At 65.0% G+C, this 13,947-nt stretch carries 15 protein-coding genes; 8 read left to right on the top strand and 7 right to left on the bottom strand.

Features of this window, described 5'->3' with window-relative positions:
* Nucleotides 1-4: 4 nt before the first annotated feature.
* The 3 genes from Q0030_RS25705 (at nucleotide 5) to coaA (ending at nucleotide 3,813) form a co-directional block, all read left to right on the top strand.
* Nucleotides 5-487 carry a (2Fe-2S)-binding protein gene (locus tag Q0030_RS25705; RefSeq protein ID WP_298373237.1) on the top strand — a complete coding sequence of 161 codons (483 nt, stop codon included), beginning with the start codon at nucleotides 5-7 and terminating at the stop codon, nucleotides 485-487.
* Nucleotides 484-2,742, top strand: a complete 2,259-nt coding sequence (locus Q0030_RS25700; protein ID WP_298373234.1) for a xanthine dehydrogenase family protein molybdopterin-binding subunit — start codon at nucleotides 484-486, stop codon at nucleotides 2,740-2,742. The genes Q0030_RS25705 and Q0030_RS25700 overlap by 4 nt, the downstream gene beginning before the upstream one ends.
* 138 nt (nucleotides 2,743-2,880) lie before the next feature.
* Nucleotides 2,881-3,813, top strand: coding sequence for a type I pantothenate kinase (gene coaA / locus Q0030_RS25695; protein ID WP_298373231.1), 933 nt, complete (start codon nucleotides 2,881-2,883; stop codon nucleotides 3,811-3,813).
* 55 nt (nucleotides 3,814-3,868) lie between these two features.
* Here coaA and Q0030_RS25690 read toward each other — a convergent pair whose 3' ends face one another.
* A complete protein-coding gene (locus Q0030_RS25690; RefSeq protein ID WP_298373228.1) occupies nucleotides 3,869-4,813 on the bottom strand; it encodes a dehydrogenase in 945 nt (314 codons plus the stop codon).
* Between the two features lie 157 nt (nucleotides 4,814-4,970).
* Here Q0030_RS25690 and Q0030_RS25685 point away from each other — a divergent pair, with 157 nt between their 5' ends.
* A complete protein-coding gene (locus Q0030_RS25685) occupies nucleotides 4,971-5,711 on the top strand; it encodes a hypothetical protein (protein ID WP_298373225.1) in 741 nt (246 codons plus the stop codon).
* Nucleotides 5,712-5,856: 145 nt separating this feature from the next.
* Nucleotides 5,857-6,243 carry a hypothetical protein gene (locus tag Q0030_RS25680; protein ID WP_298373222.1) on the top strand — a complete coding sequence of 129 codons (387 nt, stop codon included), beginning with the start codon at nucleotides 5,857-5,859 and terminating at the stop codon, nucleotides 6,241-6,243.
* 110 nt (nucleotides 6,244-6,353) lie between these two features.
* On the opposite strand, the gene Q0030_RS25675 is transcribed toward Q0030_RS25680, so the two are convergent.
* Complete coding sequence (locus tag Q0030_RS25675) at nucleotides 6,354-6,617, bottom strand: hypothetical protein (protein ID WP_298373219.1); 264 nt, start codon at nucleotides 6,615-6,617, stop codon at nucleotides 6,354-6,356.
* Here Q0030_RS25675 and Q0030_RS25670 point away from each other — a divergent pair.
* Nucleotides 6,607-6,813 carry a hypothetical protein gene (locus tag Q0030_RS25670; RefSeq protein ID WP_298373216.1) on the top strand — a complete coding sequence of 69 codons (207 nt, stop codon included), beginning with the start codon at nucleotides 6,607-6,609 and terminating at the stop codon, nucleotides 6,811-6,813. The genes Q0030_RS25675 and Q0030_RS25670 overlap by 11 nt on opposite strands.
* A 56-nt stretch (nucleotides 6,814-6,869) precedes the next feature.
* Here Q0030_RS25670 and Q0030_RS25665 read toward each other — a convergent pair whose 3' ends face one another.
* Nucleotides 6,870-7,451 (bottom strand): HdeD family acid-resistance protein, encoded by a 582-nt coding sequence (locus tag Q0030_RS25665; RefSeq protein ID WP_229168186.1) that lies wholly within the window; start codon nucleotides 7,449-7,451, stop codon nucleotides 6,870-6,872.
* A 240-nt stretch (nucleotides 7,452-7,691) separates the two neighbouring features.
* Here Q0030_RS25665 and Q0030_RS25660 point away from each other — a divergent pair, with 240 nt between their 5' ends.
* Entirely contained in the window at nucleotides 7,692-7,913 is a 222-nt protein-coding gene (locus Q0030_RS25660; protein WP_298373210.1) for a dodecin, read from the top strand.
* 339 nt (nucleotides 7,914-8,252) lie between these two features.
* Here the strand turns inward: Q0030_RS25660 and Q0030_RS25655 are convergent, their stop codons facing one another.
* Together Q0030_RS25655 and Q0030_RS25650 are read right to left on the bottom strand one after the other, a co-directional pair.
* Nucleotides 8,253-8,813, bottom strand: a complete 561-nt coding sequence (locus tag Q0030_RS25655) for a GNAT family N-acetyltransferase (RefSeq protein ID WP_298373207.1) — start codon at nucleotides 8,811-8,813, stop codon at nucleotides 8,253-8,255.
* A gap of 18 nt (nucleotides 8,814-8,831) precedes the next feature.
* A complete protein-coding gene (locus tag Q0030_RS25650) occupies nucleotides 8,832-11,189 on the bottom strand; it encodes an Orn/Lys/Arg decarboxylase N-terminal domain-containing protein (protein ID WP_298373205.1) in 2,358 nt (785 codons plus the stop codon).
* 148 nt (nucleotides 11,190-11,337) lie between these two features.
* Between Q0030_RS25650 and Q0030_RS25645 the strand changes: the two genes are divergently transcribed.
* Nucleotides 11,338-12,507: an acyl-CoA dehydrogenase family protein gene (locus Q0030_RS25645; protein ID WP_298373202.1), complete on the top strand. Its 1,170-nt coding sequence runs from the start codon at nucleotides 11,338-11,340 to the stop codon at nucleotides 12,505-12,507.
* A gap of 26 nt (nucleotides 12,508-12,533) precedes the next feature.
* Here the strand turns inward: Q0030_RS25645 and Q0030_RS25640 are convergent, their stop codons facing one another.
* Nucleotides 12,534-12,956 carry a cupin domain-containing protein gene (locus tag Q0030_RS25640; RefSeq protein ID WP_298373200.1) on the bottom strand — a complete coding sequence of 141 codons (423 nt, stop codon included), beginning with the start codon at nucleotides 12,954-12,956 and terminating at the stop codon, nucleotides 12,534-12,536.
* Between the two features lie 146 nt (nucleotides 12,957-13,102).
* Entirely contained in the window at nucleotides 13,103-13,717 is a 615-nt protein-coding gene (locus tag Q0030_RS25635; RefSeq protein WP_298373198.1) for a tetratricopeptide repeat protein, read from the bottom strand.
* Nucleotides 13,718-13,947 lie beyond the last annotated feature (230 nt).

Genomic DNA, 13,947 nt, shown 5'->3' with positions numbered 1-13,947 from the left:
CACCATGCCGAAACTGCACGTCACCACCTCCGTCAACGGCGAGCCGGTCGAATTCCTCTGCGAGCCCTATGAGACCATGCTCGATGCGTTGCGCGGACAATTGGGGCTCACCGGCTCCAAGGAAGGCTGCGCATCCGGCGATTGCGGCGCCTGCTCGATCACGCTCGACGGCCGGCTGATCTGCTCCTGCCTGATGCTCGCGGCCGAGGCCGAGGGCCATGAGATCAGGACCATCGAGGGCATGGCCAAGGGCGACAGGCTGCATCCCTTGCAGCAGAAGTTCCTCGAGCACGCCGCGCTTCAGTGCGGCATCTGCACCTCGGGCATGCTGGTGGCCTCGGAGGCACTGCTGGCCAGAAATTCCAATCCGACCGAAGAGGAAGTCCGCTTCTGGCTCGCCGGCAATCTCTGCCGGTGCACCGGTTACGACAAGATCGTCCGTGCGGTGATGGAGACCGCCGCCGAAATGCGGGAGGTGCGGCCATGAACGTCGTCAACAACAAATGGATCGGCCAGCGCACCATCAGGCCCGATGGCGTCGACAAGGTGACGGGCCGCGCGGCGTTCGCCGCCGACACCACCATGCCCGGCATGATCTGGGGCAAGGTGCTGCGCAGTCCGCATCCGCACGCCCGTATCAAGTCGATCAACACCGCGAAGGCCGAGGCGCTGCCCGGCGTCAAGGCGGTGGTCACCTCACGTGACATCGTCGATTTCACGATCGCGAAGGGTGCGGTGATGCTCGGCATCCAGGACATGCGCTGGATGTGCCGCAACGTGATGGCGCGCGACAAGGCGCTGTTTCCCGGCCATCCCGTCGCCGCCGTCGCTGCGACCACGGAGGCGATCGCGGCGGAAGCCTGCAAGCTGATCGAGGTCGACTACGAGGTGCTGCCCTGGGCGATCGAGATCGACGACGCGCTCAAGCCCGACGCGCCGATCCTGCACGAGTTCAACAGGTTCGACGGCAAGCCGTCGAACATCATGGGCCGCATCGAATCCAAGAAGGGCGATATCGCGCAAGGCTTCAAGGATGCCGACATCGTCGTCGAGCGTTCCTTCAGCACGCGCCCGGTGCACCAGGGTTACATCGAGCCGCATGCCTGCCTGATCTCGGTCGCGGCCGACGGCAAGACCACGATCTGGTCGTCGAGCCAGGGCCAGTTCATGGTGCGCGCGATGACGTCGATGCTGACAGGCATCCCGCAGAACGATATCCGCGCCATTCCCGCCGAGATCGGCGGCGGCTTCGGCGGCAAGACCATCGTCTATCTGGAGCCGCTTGCGACCTTGCTCGCCAAGAAGTCCGGCCGCCCGGTCAAGATGGTGATGACCCGCGAGGAGGTGATGCGCGCCACCGGGCCGACCTCGGGCTCGAAGAGCACGGTGAAGATCGGCGCCAAGAAGGACGGCACCATCGTCGCCGCCTATGGCAGCTTCTATCTGCAGGCCGGCGCTTTCCCGGGTTCGCCGATCCGCGGTGCGGTCGGATGCAGCTTTGCGCCCTACGACATTCCACATGTGCTGTCGGAAGGGTTTGACGTCTGCTCCAACCGCTCCAAGGTCGCGGCCTATCGCGCGCCCGGCGCGCCGATCGGCGCCTATGCGGTGGAATGCGTGCTCGACGAGCTCGCAGAAAGCCTCAAGATGGATCCGCTGGCGCTGCGGTTGAAGAACGCTGCCAAGGAAGGCACCAAGGCCGCGCACGGCCCGGTATTTCCGCGTATCGGCTATATCGAGACGCTGGAGGCCGCCAAGAACCACCCGCATTATGCCGCGCCGCTCGGCAAATATCAGGGCAGGGGCGTCGCCTCCGGCTTCTGGTTCAATGCCGGCGGTGAATCCTCCGCGCAGGTCAACATCACCGAGGACGGCAACGTCGTCGTCACGACGGGGCACCCTGATATCGGCGGCTCGCGCGCCGGTATCGCCAACATCTGTGCCGAGCTGCTCGGCATCGACTATAAGCGGATCTCCGTGATCATCGGCGACACCCAGACGGTCGGCTTCTCCAATCTCACCGGCGGCAGCCGCGTGCTGTTCGCCTCCTCGATGGTGGTGACGCAGGCGGCCGACAAGGTGATCGCCACCTTGCGCGAGCGCGCCGCGAAGATCTGGGAGATCGACCCGGAAGCGGTGAAGTGGGAGAACGGCGCCGCGCATCCCGTCAGTCCAAACGCCGGCCAGTTCGAGCCGCTGACGCTCGCGGACCTTGCTGAAAAGGCGCCGTCGCAGGGCGGCCCGATCGGCGCCAGCGTACAGCTCAATACGCAAGGCGCGGAAGGCGGCTTCGGCACGCATATCTGCGACGTCGAGGTCGATGTCGACCTCGGCATCGTGCGCGTGATCCGCTACACCGCCGTGCAGGATGTCGGCCGCGCCGTGCATCCGAGCTATGTCGAGGGCCAGCTGCAGGGCGGCGTCGCGCAGGGCATCGGCTGGGCGTTGAACGAGGAGTACATCTACAACAAGGACGGCAAGGTCGATAATCCGGGCTTCCTCGATTACCGGATGCCGGTTTGCTCCGACCTGCCGATGCTCGACTGCGCGCTGGTCGAGGTGCCGAACCCGAAGCATCCGCAGGGCGTCAAGGGCGTCGGCGAGGTGCCGCTGGTCCCCGTCATGGCCGCGGTCGCCAACGCCGTCCACAACGCGCTCGGCAAGCGGTTCTACAGCCTGCCGATGTCGCCGCCGAAGGTCTCGGCGGCGCTGGATGCACCAACGCAGCAGGCTGCGGAGTAGGGATTGTAGGGCGGGTTAGGCGAAGCCGTAACCCGCCATTGCTTCCTCGTATCGGGCTGCGGCGGGTTACGCTTTGCTAACCCGCCCGACGGTTTCTGCGCATTGACGTGGCAGTCTCTGCCTCGGCAAGATCGGAGAATGACCCACCCCGACGAGCTCTCCGCCTACATGATGTTCGGCCGCGGCGACTGGGCGGCATTGCGCTCCAGCACGTCGCTGACGCTGTCGGACGCCGATCTCACGGCGCTACGCGGCTTGAACGGGCCGATCACGTCTGCCGAAGTCTGCGACGTGTATCTGCCGCTGACGCGCCTGTTGAACCTGCATTTCTCGGCGGCGCGCAATCTGATGCAGGTCAAGGCGGAGTTTCTCGGCCGGCTGGCCCGACCTTCGCCCTACATCGTCGCGTTGGCCGGGAGTGTCGGCGTCGGCAAGAGCACCTTTGCGCGGGTGCTGTGTGCGCTGCTGGCCGGCTGGGCAGATCACCCGCGTGTCGAGCTGGTGACGACTGACGGCTTTCTGCATGCCAACGCTGTTCTGGAAGAACGCGGCCTGATGCGGCGCAAGGGCCTTCCCGAGAGCTACGATCTGCCGCGGATGCTGCGGTTTCTCGCGGCCGCCAAGGCGGGTGAAGGTGAGCTCGAGCTGCCCATCTACTCGCACCTGATCGGCGATATCGTGCCGTCGGAACGGCAGGTCATCCAGCAGCCAGATATTCTTGTGTTCGAGGGCCTCAACGTGCTGCTGGCGCGCGGCACGGCGCCGGTGGTGGTGTCGGATTTCTTCGATTTCTCGATCTACCTCGATGCCGATGAGGCCGACATCCAGTCCTGGTATGTCGAGCGTTTCCTCAGGCTGCAGCCGACCGCGTTCCGAAACCCCGCCTCCTATTTCCACCATTACAGGGACCTGCCGCCCGGCGACGCGCGCGAGGTCGCGGAGCGGCTGTGGCGCGAGCATCATCGCGCCAATCTCAGGGAGAACATCTTGCCGACGCGGACGCGCGCCGACGTCGTGCTGCGCAAGCGCTCCGACCATTCGATCGGTGAGGTCTGGCTGCGGGAGATGTAAAGTAGAGAATGATGGCGTAGGGCGGGTTACGCTTCGCTAACCCGCCCTACGGTCCTTACCGTAGCTCTTTCCCCAACTGCGCAAGCACCGTCTCGCAGGTCATCAGATCGAGATGCCCGCCACCGGCGTTCTTGAAGAAGGTGATGTCACTGGCTGACTGTCGGCCGGCGACCTTGCCGGTCGCGAGGTCGTAGTGATCGCCGAGCACATCGCTCTCTTTGATCGCGCCGCTCGCGATCGGCGCAAGGATGTCGCCGACGCCGTCGAAGGCGGATTCCCTTCGGTCGACGAAGATGCGCGCGCGCCGTGCCGCCTCGTCGTCGGACTCGCGTGTGTCGGGGGTGAAGCCGCCGACCAGATCGAGATGGGTGCCGGGCCGCAAGTTGGCGCCCTTCACCAGCGGCTCGCGCGAGCGGGTGCAGGTGGTGATGATATCGGCCTCGCGTGTCGCGGCATCGAGATCGGTGACGATATCGGCGGCGATGCCGTCACTCTCAAGCTGTGCGGCGAGCTCGTGCGCGCGCTCGGCCGTCCGGTTCCAGATCCGCACCCGCTTCAGTGACGGCCGCACCGTGCGGTGGCCGCGCACCAGCCAGCGCGCCATCTCGCCGGCGCCGACCACCAGCAGCGTCTCGGCATCCGGCCGCGCCAGGTGTTTGGCGCCGAGCGCGGAGTCGGCTGCGGTCTTCCAATGGGTGATTTCGGCGGCGTCCATCACCGCCAGCGGTCGCCCGTCATTGCCGTCGAACAGCACGCAGACCGCCTGCACCGCCGGCAGCTTGCCGTGCGCGAGGTTGCCCGGGAAGCTGGTGTACAGCTTGGTCATCATGAAGCGGCCGGCATCGACCGCGCTGCGGGTCACCAGCTGCTGGCCCCTGTCGTCACCGAGATAGCTGTCGTGCACCGCGATCTTCGGCCGCCGGTGCGCAGCCTCGATCGCCTCAATCAGGATCGGAAAGGTCAGGACGCGGTTGACCTCGTGGTCGTCGACAATATGCACGTGTTGCTCTCCCAGGGCGTCCTTGTGCGCCTCCCGGCGCGCGCCAAAGCCGCTCCGGACTGGATAGCGCGTAGGGAAGGCCAGTCAACCGGGCATGCGCCGCCGCGCGGCACTTGCTATCCTGCGCACCTGATTCTCTCGCAGGTCCTTGCAAGCCGTGGTTGCAGTCATCATCGCCATCCTGATCTTCATGCTGCTCGGCGGCGCCGCGCTTGCGACCATGGCGATCCATGGCCGGCTCGGCGAGCATCACCGCAGCGACGAGACCAATACCTCGGTGCGCCTGGTTGCGACCCTGTTCGTCACCATGCCCTCGCTGCTGCTCGGCCTGATGATGAACAATTCGGCCAACACCTATGCGGCGGTTGACCGCAACCTGCACGTCTTCGCGACCGACCTCATCCTGCTCGACCGCAGCCTGCGGCCGCTCGGCCCCAGCGCCGACGAGCCGCGCAAGCGGTTGCTCGCCTATGTTGAGCAGGCGCTCAAGGATGCCCCGATCTCGCGCGCGAACGAGGTGTCCGAACATTTGCTCGACGAGGTCGGCAACAGTCTCCGCGAGCTGAAGTTCAACGACGAGCAGAAGATCGCGCTGTGGAACGAGGCCCGATCGGTCTATCGCCAGGCGGTGCAGCAGCGCTGGACCTTTGTCGAGCAGTCCGACAGTTCGTTTCCGTCGCCGCTGATCTGCATCCTGGTCGGGTGGCTGACGCTGATGTTCGCGACGCTGGGCTTTCGCGCGCCGCGCAACGCGGTCGTGGTCTCGACCTATGTCGCCGCCGCGGCGCTGGTCGCGGCCGCGATCTATCTGATCCTCGAAATGAGCACGCCGTTCTCCGGTCCGATCCAGCTCTCCGACCGCCCGCTGGTGCGCGCGGCGGAGGAGATCAGACGGTAGCTGCCGGTATCGGCACGCGCTCTCGGCTTTATTCCCCTTACGTCCGTCGCTCGGCCCGAAATTGTTTCCGGGCTACCGGCGGAATAGTAGAGGCCTTCGCGCGTCCTTACGCATGCAAGTCGTTTGCATTCGAAAAGGAGACATCATGAAGCCATCGATCTCGCTCGCGCTCGGCACCGCCATGTCGTTTGCGCTCGCATCCGCCGCGCTTGCCGCGCCGCCGACCAAGACCGGCACCACGGCGAAGGGCTCGGTCCTGACCGACACCAAGGGCATGACGCTCTACACCTTCGACAAGGACAGCGAAGGCAAGTCGGTCTGCAACGGTCCCTGTGCGACGAACTGGCCGGTGCTGAAGGCGGAAGCCAGCGACAAGGCCGAAGGCGGCTATACGATCATCGCCCGTGACGACGGCTCGAAGCAGTGGGCCTACAAGGGCAAGCCGCTCTATACCTTCGCCAAGGACCAGAAGGCCGGCGACATCACCGGCGACGGCTTTCTCAACGGCGCCTGGCACCTCGCGCAGCCCTGAGGAGTTGCGGGAAGAACGGTAGGGCGGGTTGGCGCAAGCGCAGCCCGCCATCTCTCCGCGCAGCAGACTTGCGGCGGGTTACGCGACCGCTAACCCGTCCTGCGATCGTGCTAGCGGCCGCCACCGCCGCCGCCCCCTCCGCCACCACCACCTCCGCCTGCGTTCAGCAGGCTCTGATTGTAGCGCGGATCGGACTGTTTCATGTAGGCCGGCGAGATGTCGCGGTTGCGCGCACGACCCGGATCGGTCGGTGGGGCAGGCTGCCCGCATCCCTCCGTGAACAGGAAGAAGCTGCAGGGCGGAACGATACGAGGCTGAAATGCATGGGCTGCGGTGGTCGTCAGGGCCGTCGTGGCGACGGTCGTGGCCAGCACTGCGGCTGCCGCGAACGCGCTGGTGCTCGCGACGGTGAATAACGTTGCTGAGGATAATCTCGATCGTATCGACATCAGAATTCCATCCTTCGGTTCGGCGAAACCGGAATGGTCCGCTCGTCGAATTGGACGGGAGCTGATGGAAGTGGGTTCGAGAGGGAGGCGGCGATTTGGCGTCGTGGACACGACAACGTGAAGGCGCGAATGCTCGCGCCTTATGCAGGCCGTGCGGTTCGCCCGCGCCTTGCGGATTCAGGCTCGCTGCTTCAGCGCCATGCCCATGCTGATCCAGCTGACGCCGGCGCAGATCAGGTCGACGCTGAGGAAGATGCCGAGCACGTAGAGGCTGGACACCGGCCAGTGCGCCAGGATCATGGCCCCGAGCACCAGCGTGATCAGCCCGGAGATCGCGACCATTCCCCACGGCGCCGCCGAGTTCATGCCGAACGCCAGGAAGATGCGGACGATGCCGGAGACGACGAGGGCGATGCCGAGGAACAGCGTCAGCGTTGCCGCTGCGAGCAGCGGGTTCTCGAAGGTGATGAAGCCCGCGACGACATAGAGCGCGCCGAGCAGCAGCCAGAACAGGAACTTGCCCCACGTCTTGAACTGGAACGCGTTGATGATCTCGGCAACGCCGGCGACGATCATCATGGCGCCGACGAACAGCACGCTGACGACGGTCGCAAAGAACACGCTGCCGAAGGCGAGCACGCCTGCGATCAGGTAGATCACGCCAAGGGCGACGATCCAGCCCCATTTCGCGCGAAGGTTGGCAAGCCCGGATCCGAGGCTGTGAGGAGGTGTGGCGGGTGAGCTGGACGCTGTGGACATCGATCGCTCCCGAATACTTGGTCAAACCATGCTACCATAGGTCAAGGCGCGGGCAAGGGCAGGCGGCCCGGCTGGCACCAAATGCATGCTGGCACCAAAGGCCCCGCAACACGTTGATTCAAGTCAACCGGTGTGTTGCCGCGCAGCATTCGTCGTTTGACGACAGCCCGCATCGGACGACGGACTGTCCGGATCGGAGTGCAAATTGTCCGGATCGCGCATCCACCCAAGGAGGTCGACATGCCCACCACGAACGACAAGGACCACGTCTACAAGATCCTCGAACTGGTCGGATCATCGGACAAGAGCATCGAAGCGGCGATCGAGAACGCCGTCAGCCGCGCGTCGAAGACGATCCGGGAAATGAAATGGTTCGAGGTGGTGCAGACCCGGGGCCATATCGAAGGCGGCAAGGTCCGCCACTACCAGGTGGCGCTGCGGGTCGGCTTCACACTGGAGTAGGGCGCTTAGGCCGCTTATCGCGAGAGCGCGAAGCTGTATCCCATCCTCAGCTGTCATCGCCCGGCTCGACCGGGCGATCCAGTACGCCGCGGCCTCTCGGCTCAAGCACAGCCGTCTCTGGAATACTGGATTGCCCGCATGCGCGGGTGATGACACCGCGCTGTTTGGGGTCTTGAATTGCGACCCATCATCATCGTCGTCCTGGCGAAAGCCAGGACCCATTACCCCAAATCTCAATTGTTGCGCGACGCTGGGGCCACAGCCTTCCTCACCAACCCAATCCTGTGGTTATGGGTCCCGGCCTTCGCCGGGACGACTGTTGTGGGCTGGTTGCCCCCATCACCGCCGCGACAGCGGCGCGGGCGGCGGCGGGGCGGTGGCGCCGGCGGCGAGCGAGCGCTGCACCATCACGGTGTCGGACCAGTGGCCGTAGCGATACGCGACGCCGGGCAGATGGCCGACGCGAGCGAAATCGAAGCGCTCGTGCAACGCGAGCGACGCGGCATTGTCGCTGTCGATGTAGCCGATCATCTGGCGGAAGCCGGAAGCAGCGCAGGTGTCGACCAACTCCTGCAACAGCCGGCCGCCGACGCCCTTGCCGGTGAAACGGTGGTGAATATAGATCGAATGCTTCACCGTGTAGCGATAGGCCGGGCGCTTGCGGAATTGGACGACATAGGCGTAGCCGACCACCTCGCCGTCGCACAGCGCAACCAGATGCGGCAGGCGGGTGTTGCGCAAATTCTTGCGGCGGTCGCGCAGATCGTCGGGCTCCGGCGTGCCGGAATCGTCGACGCTCTCCTCGATGCCGTGGCGGATGTGATAGCGGTAGATCGACAGCATCGCATCGACGTCGCTGTCGCGCGAGGGACGGACGGTGATCTTGTGATCATTCTCCATTGTGTTGCGTCCGTTCGGCTATTCGGACACGACATAGGTGTAGAAGCGGACCCGGCCCGCGTCGTCGATCTCCTTGTAGATGCCCTGGACCTCGACCTCGAAGCCCGGGAATGCATTGAAGCTCGCCTCGAACATCTTGAGGTAATCGATCATCGGCTTGCTGCGTTCCGACAGCCGTTCGCCGGGCACGATGGTGGCGATGCCGGGCGGGTAGACCACGAACGGCGTCGCGGCGATGCGGCCGAAGATCTGGTCGATCGGCAGATAGTCGACGTCGTTGCGGATCAGATATTGCGCCGCCTGGCGCGGCGACATCGCGATCTCAGGCAGATGTTCGGGCAGGAATTGCTTGGCCTGCAGCGTGCTGACGCCGCCGTCGCGGAAGAAGCGGTGCATGTCGCCGCAGAGGTCGCGCAGCCGCACCCCGGTGTAGCGCTGCGGGCGGCGGCGGAAGAACTCGGGGATGACGTCCTCGACCAGCGCGTTGTCGTCGTGCAGCTTCTTGAAGGCGACGAGCCCCGACACGAGTGTGCCGGCCTTGCTGGCCTCGACGCCGGGCGTCAGCAGGAAGAGCAGGGAGTTGAGGTCGTTCTTCTCGGCGACGATCTGGTTCTCGCGCAGATATTGCGCGACGACCGGCGCGGGAATGCCGTGATCGGCATAGGCGCCGGTAGCGTGATCGAAGCCCGGCGTCAGCAAGGTGAGCTTGTTCGGGTCGGTCATGGCAAAGCCGGCGGTCAATTCGGGGAAGCCGTGCCAGGTCTCGCCCGGGCTGAGCTGCCAGTAGGACGGATTGGTCGCGAGCTGATCGGTCGCGATCGTCTCCCAGGCGACATTGTGCACGCCGTTCTCGCGCGCGACGTCGGGGATCATCACACGGTCCGGCACGAACGGCTCGAAGAACCAGCGCCGCTCGGCGCGCGTCTCCTTCTCCTCGAACTCGCGCTTCACCGCGCGGATTTTCTTGCGCAGCTCGATGCCGAGCCGGATCGTGTCGTCCCACAAGACCTCGCCGGAGCGGCCCTTCATCATCTGCGCGCCGACGTCGAGCGAGGCGAAGATCGGATAGAACGGCGACGTCGAGGCGTGCTGCATGAAGCTTTCGTTGAAGCGGCGGTGCTCAACCCGGCGCTTCTGGCCCTTGATGTGGCGGTCGCGGATGTGGATCTGCGAAGCCTGCGAGAAGCTCGCGAGCTGCTTGTGGGTCGATTGGGTCGCGATGATGCCGGGCGCCTCGGGGCTGAGATTGGCAAGCCCCATTGCGAAGCGGCCGGCATAGATCGGGTGGAATTTCATGAAGCCGGCCCAGGCCTCGTCGAACAGGATGTAGTCGCAGAGATGGCCGATCCGCTTGAGGATCATCTCGGCGGAGTGGATGGTGCCGTCATAGGTGCATTGCTCGACCACGGCGACGCGGAACGGACGCTCCTTCTTCCAGGCGTTCTCGTCCTTGACCAGCGGGTGCTTGCGGATCTGGTCGCGCAAGCTTCCCTCGTCGAGCAGGTCCCAGCGCATCGGGCCGATCAGGCCCCAGGCGTTGCGCACCGTCGGCACATAGACCGGGATGCCGCCGCCGATCAAAAGCGCGCCGTGATGGGCGGCCTTGTGGTTGTTGCGGTCGAACAGCACGAGGTCGCCGTCGGTCACAAGCGAGCCGAGCGCAACCTTGTTGGAGGTCGAGGTGCCGTTGAGCACGAAATAGGTCTTCTCGGCGCCAAAGATCCGCGCCGCCTCCTTCTGCGCCTTCAGAGCCGGTCCCTCGTGGGTGAGGAGGTCGCCGAGGTCGAGCACGGAATTGTCGAGGTCGTCGCGGAACACGGCTTCGCCGAGATGCTCGACGAACACCCGCCCGATCGGGCTGCGGCTGTAGAACACGCCGCCATTGTGGCCCGGGCAGGTCCAGAGCTGGTTGCCTTCCTCGGCGTAGTCGACCAGCGCCCCGAAGAACGGGGTCTTCAGGTTCTCGGCATATTGCTTCAGCCTGGAGATCAGGTTCTTGGCGATGAAGGGCGGGGTTTCCTCGGACAGGAACACGTAGCCGTCGATGAAATCCAGCACCTCGACCGGCAGGTCCTCGAACCGCTTGCGGCGGATCAGCAGGAGGATCGGGAAGTCGAGGCCGCGGCGGCGCATCAGATTGATCAGCGCCGCGGTCTTGCCCTCAAGACCCTTCTTGCCCCAGTCGACCACCATGCAGCCGATCGCCGCATCGGTCTGCACCGCGATCTCGGCATCTTCCAGCTTGCGGGCGCGGACCACTTCGAAGCCGGAGCGCTCGATCTCCGTGATGATCTGGTTGAACCGGATGCCTTCGAGGTCGTCGGCCTCGAAAACCGGCGCTGCGAACAGGAAGTTGAAGCGTTTGAAATAGTCCATGCGTGTCCCCGAAACTGGTCCGCTGAACCTGTCTGCACAATTCATGACAAAGAGATGACAATCCCTCTGCGACGCCAAGGCGCCATGGCCAAATCCGCGTCTCCGCGCTGAACTGCCGATATAGCCAGCTTTCGGAAAGGAAGGCGTCATGCCCCAGCCTGCCCAAGATCTTGACTTGCCCACTGTTGCCGGCCATTTGGCCGCGCTCGAGCGGATTGCCCCGCTGATCGCCGAGCAACGGGCGGATTTCGACCGCGAGCGCCGGCTTCCCGACGCCGTCCTCCGCGCCTTGGCCGAGGCCGGAATGTTTCGGCTGTATTTGCCGAAGGCACTCGGCGGGCCGGAATTCTCGCCGCTCGACTTCATGACGATCGTCGAGGCAGCCTCGGCGCTCGACGGCTCGGTCGGCTGGCTGGTCGGCAATGGCGGCGGCATGAGCCGGGCCGGTGGCTACCTGCCGGAGGCGGTGGTGCGGGGCTGGTTCGCCGATCCGCTGGCGTTCATCGCCGCCGCCACCGGTGCGATCGGGACGGCGGTGGAGGTCGAGGGCGGTTATCGCGTCAGCGGACGCTGGCCGTTCGGCAGCGGCGCGCCTCACGCGACCAGGTTCATGGGGCTCGCGAGCGTCAAGGGCCCCGACGGCAAGGACGGCCCGCCGATCTGCTGCTACGTCGATCGCGGCGACGTCCGCCTCCACGACACCTGGTTCGTGTCCGGATTGCGCGCCACCGGGAGCTGCGACTTCGAGATGCAGGATTGCTTCGTGCCTGACAGCCACACCCATCCGCTGGTCGACTTCCAGCCGACCCAGCCGGGCATCCCATATCGCCTGCCGGGCGTATCGGCGTTTTCCTGGACCGTCTCGGTGGTGCCGCTCGGGATCGCCCGCGGCGCGCTCGACGCCTTTATCACGCTCGCGGGCAAGAAGCCGCGGCTCGGTGGCGTCGGCCAGCTGCGCGACGGCGAGCTGGTGCAGGCTATGGTCGGCCGTGCCGAAACTGCGCTGCGGTCGGCGCGGGCGCTGCTGGTCGAGGGCATGATAGAGCTGATGGCGGCGAGCGACATTGGAGGCGACCGTCTGACTGAAGCGCGGCTGCTGCACCGGATCGCCTGCGCCAACGCCGGCGAAAGCGCCGCGCGAATCGTCGAAATGATCGCAGCGTCCGCCGGGACGGCCGCGATCTTCGAGACCGGCACGCTCGAACGTTCGATCCGCGACGTCCAGGCGGCGATCAAGCATGTCGCGATGACGCCGAACAGCTATACGCTGACCGGGAGGGTCAAGCTCGGCCTGCCGCTCGGCACGACGCGGTTTTGAGCCGGGTCGCCGATTTCGCGGCGCGGTCAGGGGGCGACCGGCACCAGGCCGTAGCGCAGCATCGTCTCTTTCATCCTGGCTGGATCGGGGGCACCCCCCGCCATCAATGCCGCCATGTCCTTGAAATATTGCGGTCCGAGCGCGCCGGGGCTGAGGAGGCAGAGGCAGGCCGCCGGACCGTTCGAGCGGTTGGTGAAGCCGTGCACGACACCACGCTTGATGAACACCGTTTCGCCGGGCCCGACGTCGATCTCCTTGCCGTCGACCCGCCAGGTCGAGACGCCCGAAAGCCCGTAGATCGTCTCGTCCCAGCTCTCGTGATAGTGCGGGATCGGCATCCGGGCGTTCGGTTGCAGCGTCATCTCGAACAGATCGACGCTGCCGCCGGTGGTCTCCTTGCTCTGCAGGAATTTGAGCTGCAACGTACCGAAATCGATCAGGTCAGGCATGACGGACTCGCAAATGATTTGCGGCCCACGATAGCGGAGAGCGCCGAAGGAAGCCAACGGCGCGTACAGCCCGGACGCGCGAAGCGATATCCGGGCCGGGTCCAGTGATCCCACAATCCGCTCGTGCCGGCTCCGCGCCGGCGCCCTCAGTAGACGAGGTTCGTGCCCGGCGGCTTCTCCAGCGCCGCCGCCAGCGTGCGATACTCCTCGCAATCGGTGCCGCAGATCTCGGCGATCCGCTGCAGATGATACTGCGCCTGGTCGCGGTTGCCCTGTTCGATCTGCCACAGGCCGTAATAGTTCCACGTCAGCACGTGGTTCGGATCGGCTTTCAGCGCGCGCTCGTACCAGACCTGCGACTGCTTGTAGTCACCGAGCTTGCGATAGGAGTATCCAATCAGGTTCGCGACGTTCGGATGATCGTCACGGCCGAGCGCGTGCAGCTGATCGATCGCGGCGGCGTAGTCGTTGCGTTCGTAGATCGTCGCATAGGCCGCGCGATAGCCGTCGCGGAATGCCGGGTCGTCGAAGCCGGATTGCTTGATCGGTTTCTTGATCTTGTGCGTGGTCTTTCTGTCCTTCTGCTGGGGATACGCCGGCGCGGGCGTGCTGTAGCTCGAACCGTAGAGGTCTCCGCCGCCTGCACCTCCGCCGCCACCACCACCTCCGCCGGCGGCGATCGCCGTGTGCGGTGGGAACAGGATGATCGGCGCTGTCAGAAATGCTGCAAGTATTGCGAGCTTCGTTGGTGAATTGAACATGCACACCTCCCGAGTAGACAAGGACAGTTATTGCTCTGAAGCACTAACTCCCGATCGAGGAGAGCATTCCGCGCGCTTTGAAAAATTGTTTGCCGAAGCGGCAATCGCACTGTCGCTTTCGGACGTCATGCTTGCATGTGCGTGCTGTTGGTTCGCGATATCGAACGACGGAGCCGAAACTAACATCGGTGTTAGAATTGCGCCGGTCGCGCGAGGGCAGTGTGAAGGGC

The organism is uncultured Bradyrhizobium sp. (assembly GCF_947648125.1).
In the GTDB taxonomy this organism is placed as follows: domain Bacteria; phylum Pseudomonadota; class Alphaproteobacteria; order Rhizobiales; family Xanthobacteraceae; genus Bradyrhizobium.
Note: the sequence above shows the minus strand (reverse complement) of the source record. Positions and strands in the feature narration are given on the sequence as shown.

What these genes read in the sequence shown, in the direction of transcription:
- Q0030_RS25705 (WP_298373237.1), top strand. Translation starts at nt 5, where the DNA reads ATGCCGAAACTGCACGTCACCACCTCCGTCAACGGCGAGCCGGTCGAA.
- Q0030_RS25700 (WP_298373234.1), top strand. Translation starts at nt 484, where the DNA reads ATGAACGTCGTCAACAACAAATGGATCGGCCAGCGCACCATCAGGCCC.
- coaA (WP_298373231.1), top strand. Translation starts at nt 2,881, where the DNA reads ATGACCCACCCCGACGAGCTCTCCGCCTACATGATGTTCGGCCGCGGC.
- Q0030_RS25680 (WP_298373222.1), top strand. Translation starts at nt 5,857, where the DNA reads ATGAAGCCATCGATCTCGCTCGCGCTCGGCACCGCCATGTCGTTTGCG.
- Q0030_RS25665 (WP_229168186.1), bottom strand. Translation starts at nt 7,451, where the DNA reads ATGTCCACAGCGTCCAGCTCACCCGCCACACCTCCTCACAGCCTCGGA.
- Q0030_RS25660 (WP_298373210.1), top strand. Translation starts at nt 7,692, where the DNA reads ATGCCCACCACGAACGACAAGGACCACGTCTACAAGATCCTCGAACTG.
- Q0030_RS25655 (WP_298373207.1), bottom strand. Translation starts at nt 8,813, where the DNA reads ATGGAGAATGATCACAAGATCACCGTCCGTCCCTCGCGCGACAGCGAC.
- Q0030_RS25650 (WP_298373205.1), bottom strand. Translation starts at nt 11,189, where the DNA reads ATGGACTATTTCAAACGCTTCAACTTCCTGTTCGCAGCGCCGGTTTTC.
- Q0030_RS25645 (WP_298373202.1), top strand. Translation starts at nt 11,338, where the DNA reads ATGCCCCAGCCTGCCCAAGATCTTGACTTGCCCACTGTTGCCGGCCAT.
- Q0030_RS25640 (WP_298373200.1), bottom strand. Translation starts at nt 12,956, where the DNA reads ATGCCTGACCTGATCGATTTCGGTACGTTGCAGCTCAAATTCCTGCAG.
- Q0030_RS25635 (WP_298373198.1), bottom strand. Translation starts at nt 13,717, where the DNA reads ATGTTCAATTCACCAACGAAGCTCGCAATACTTGCAGCATTTCTGACA.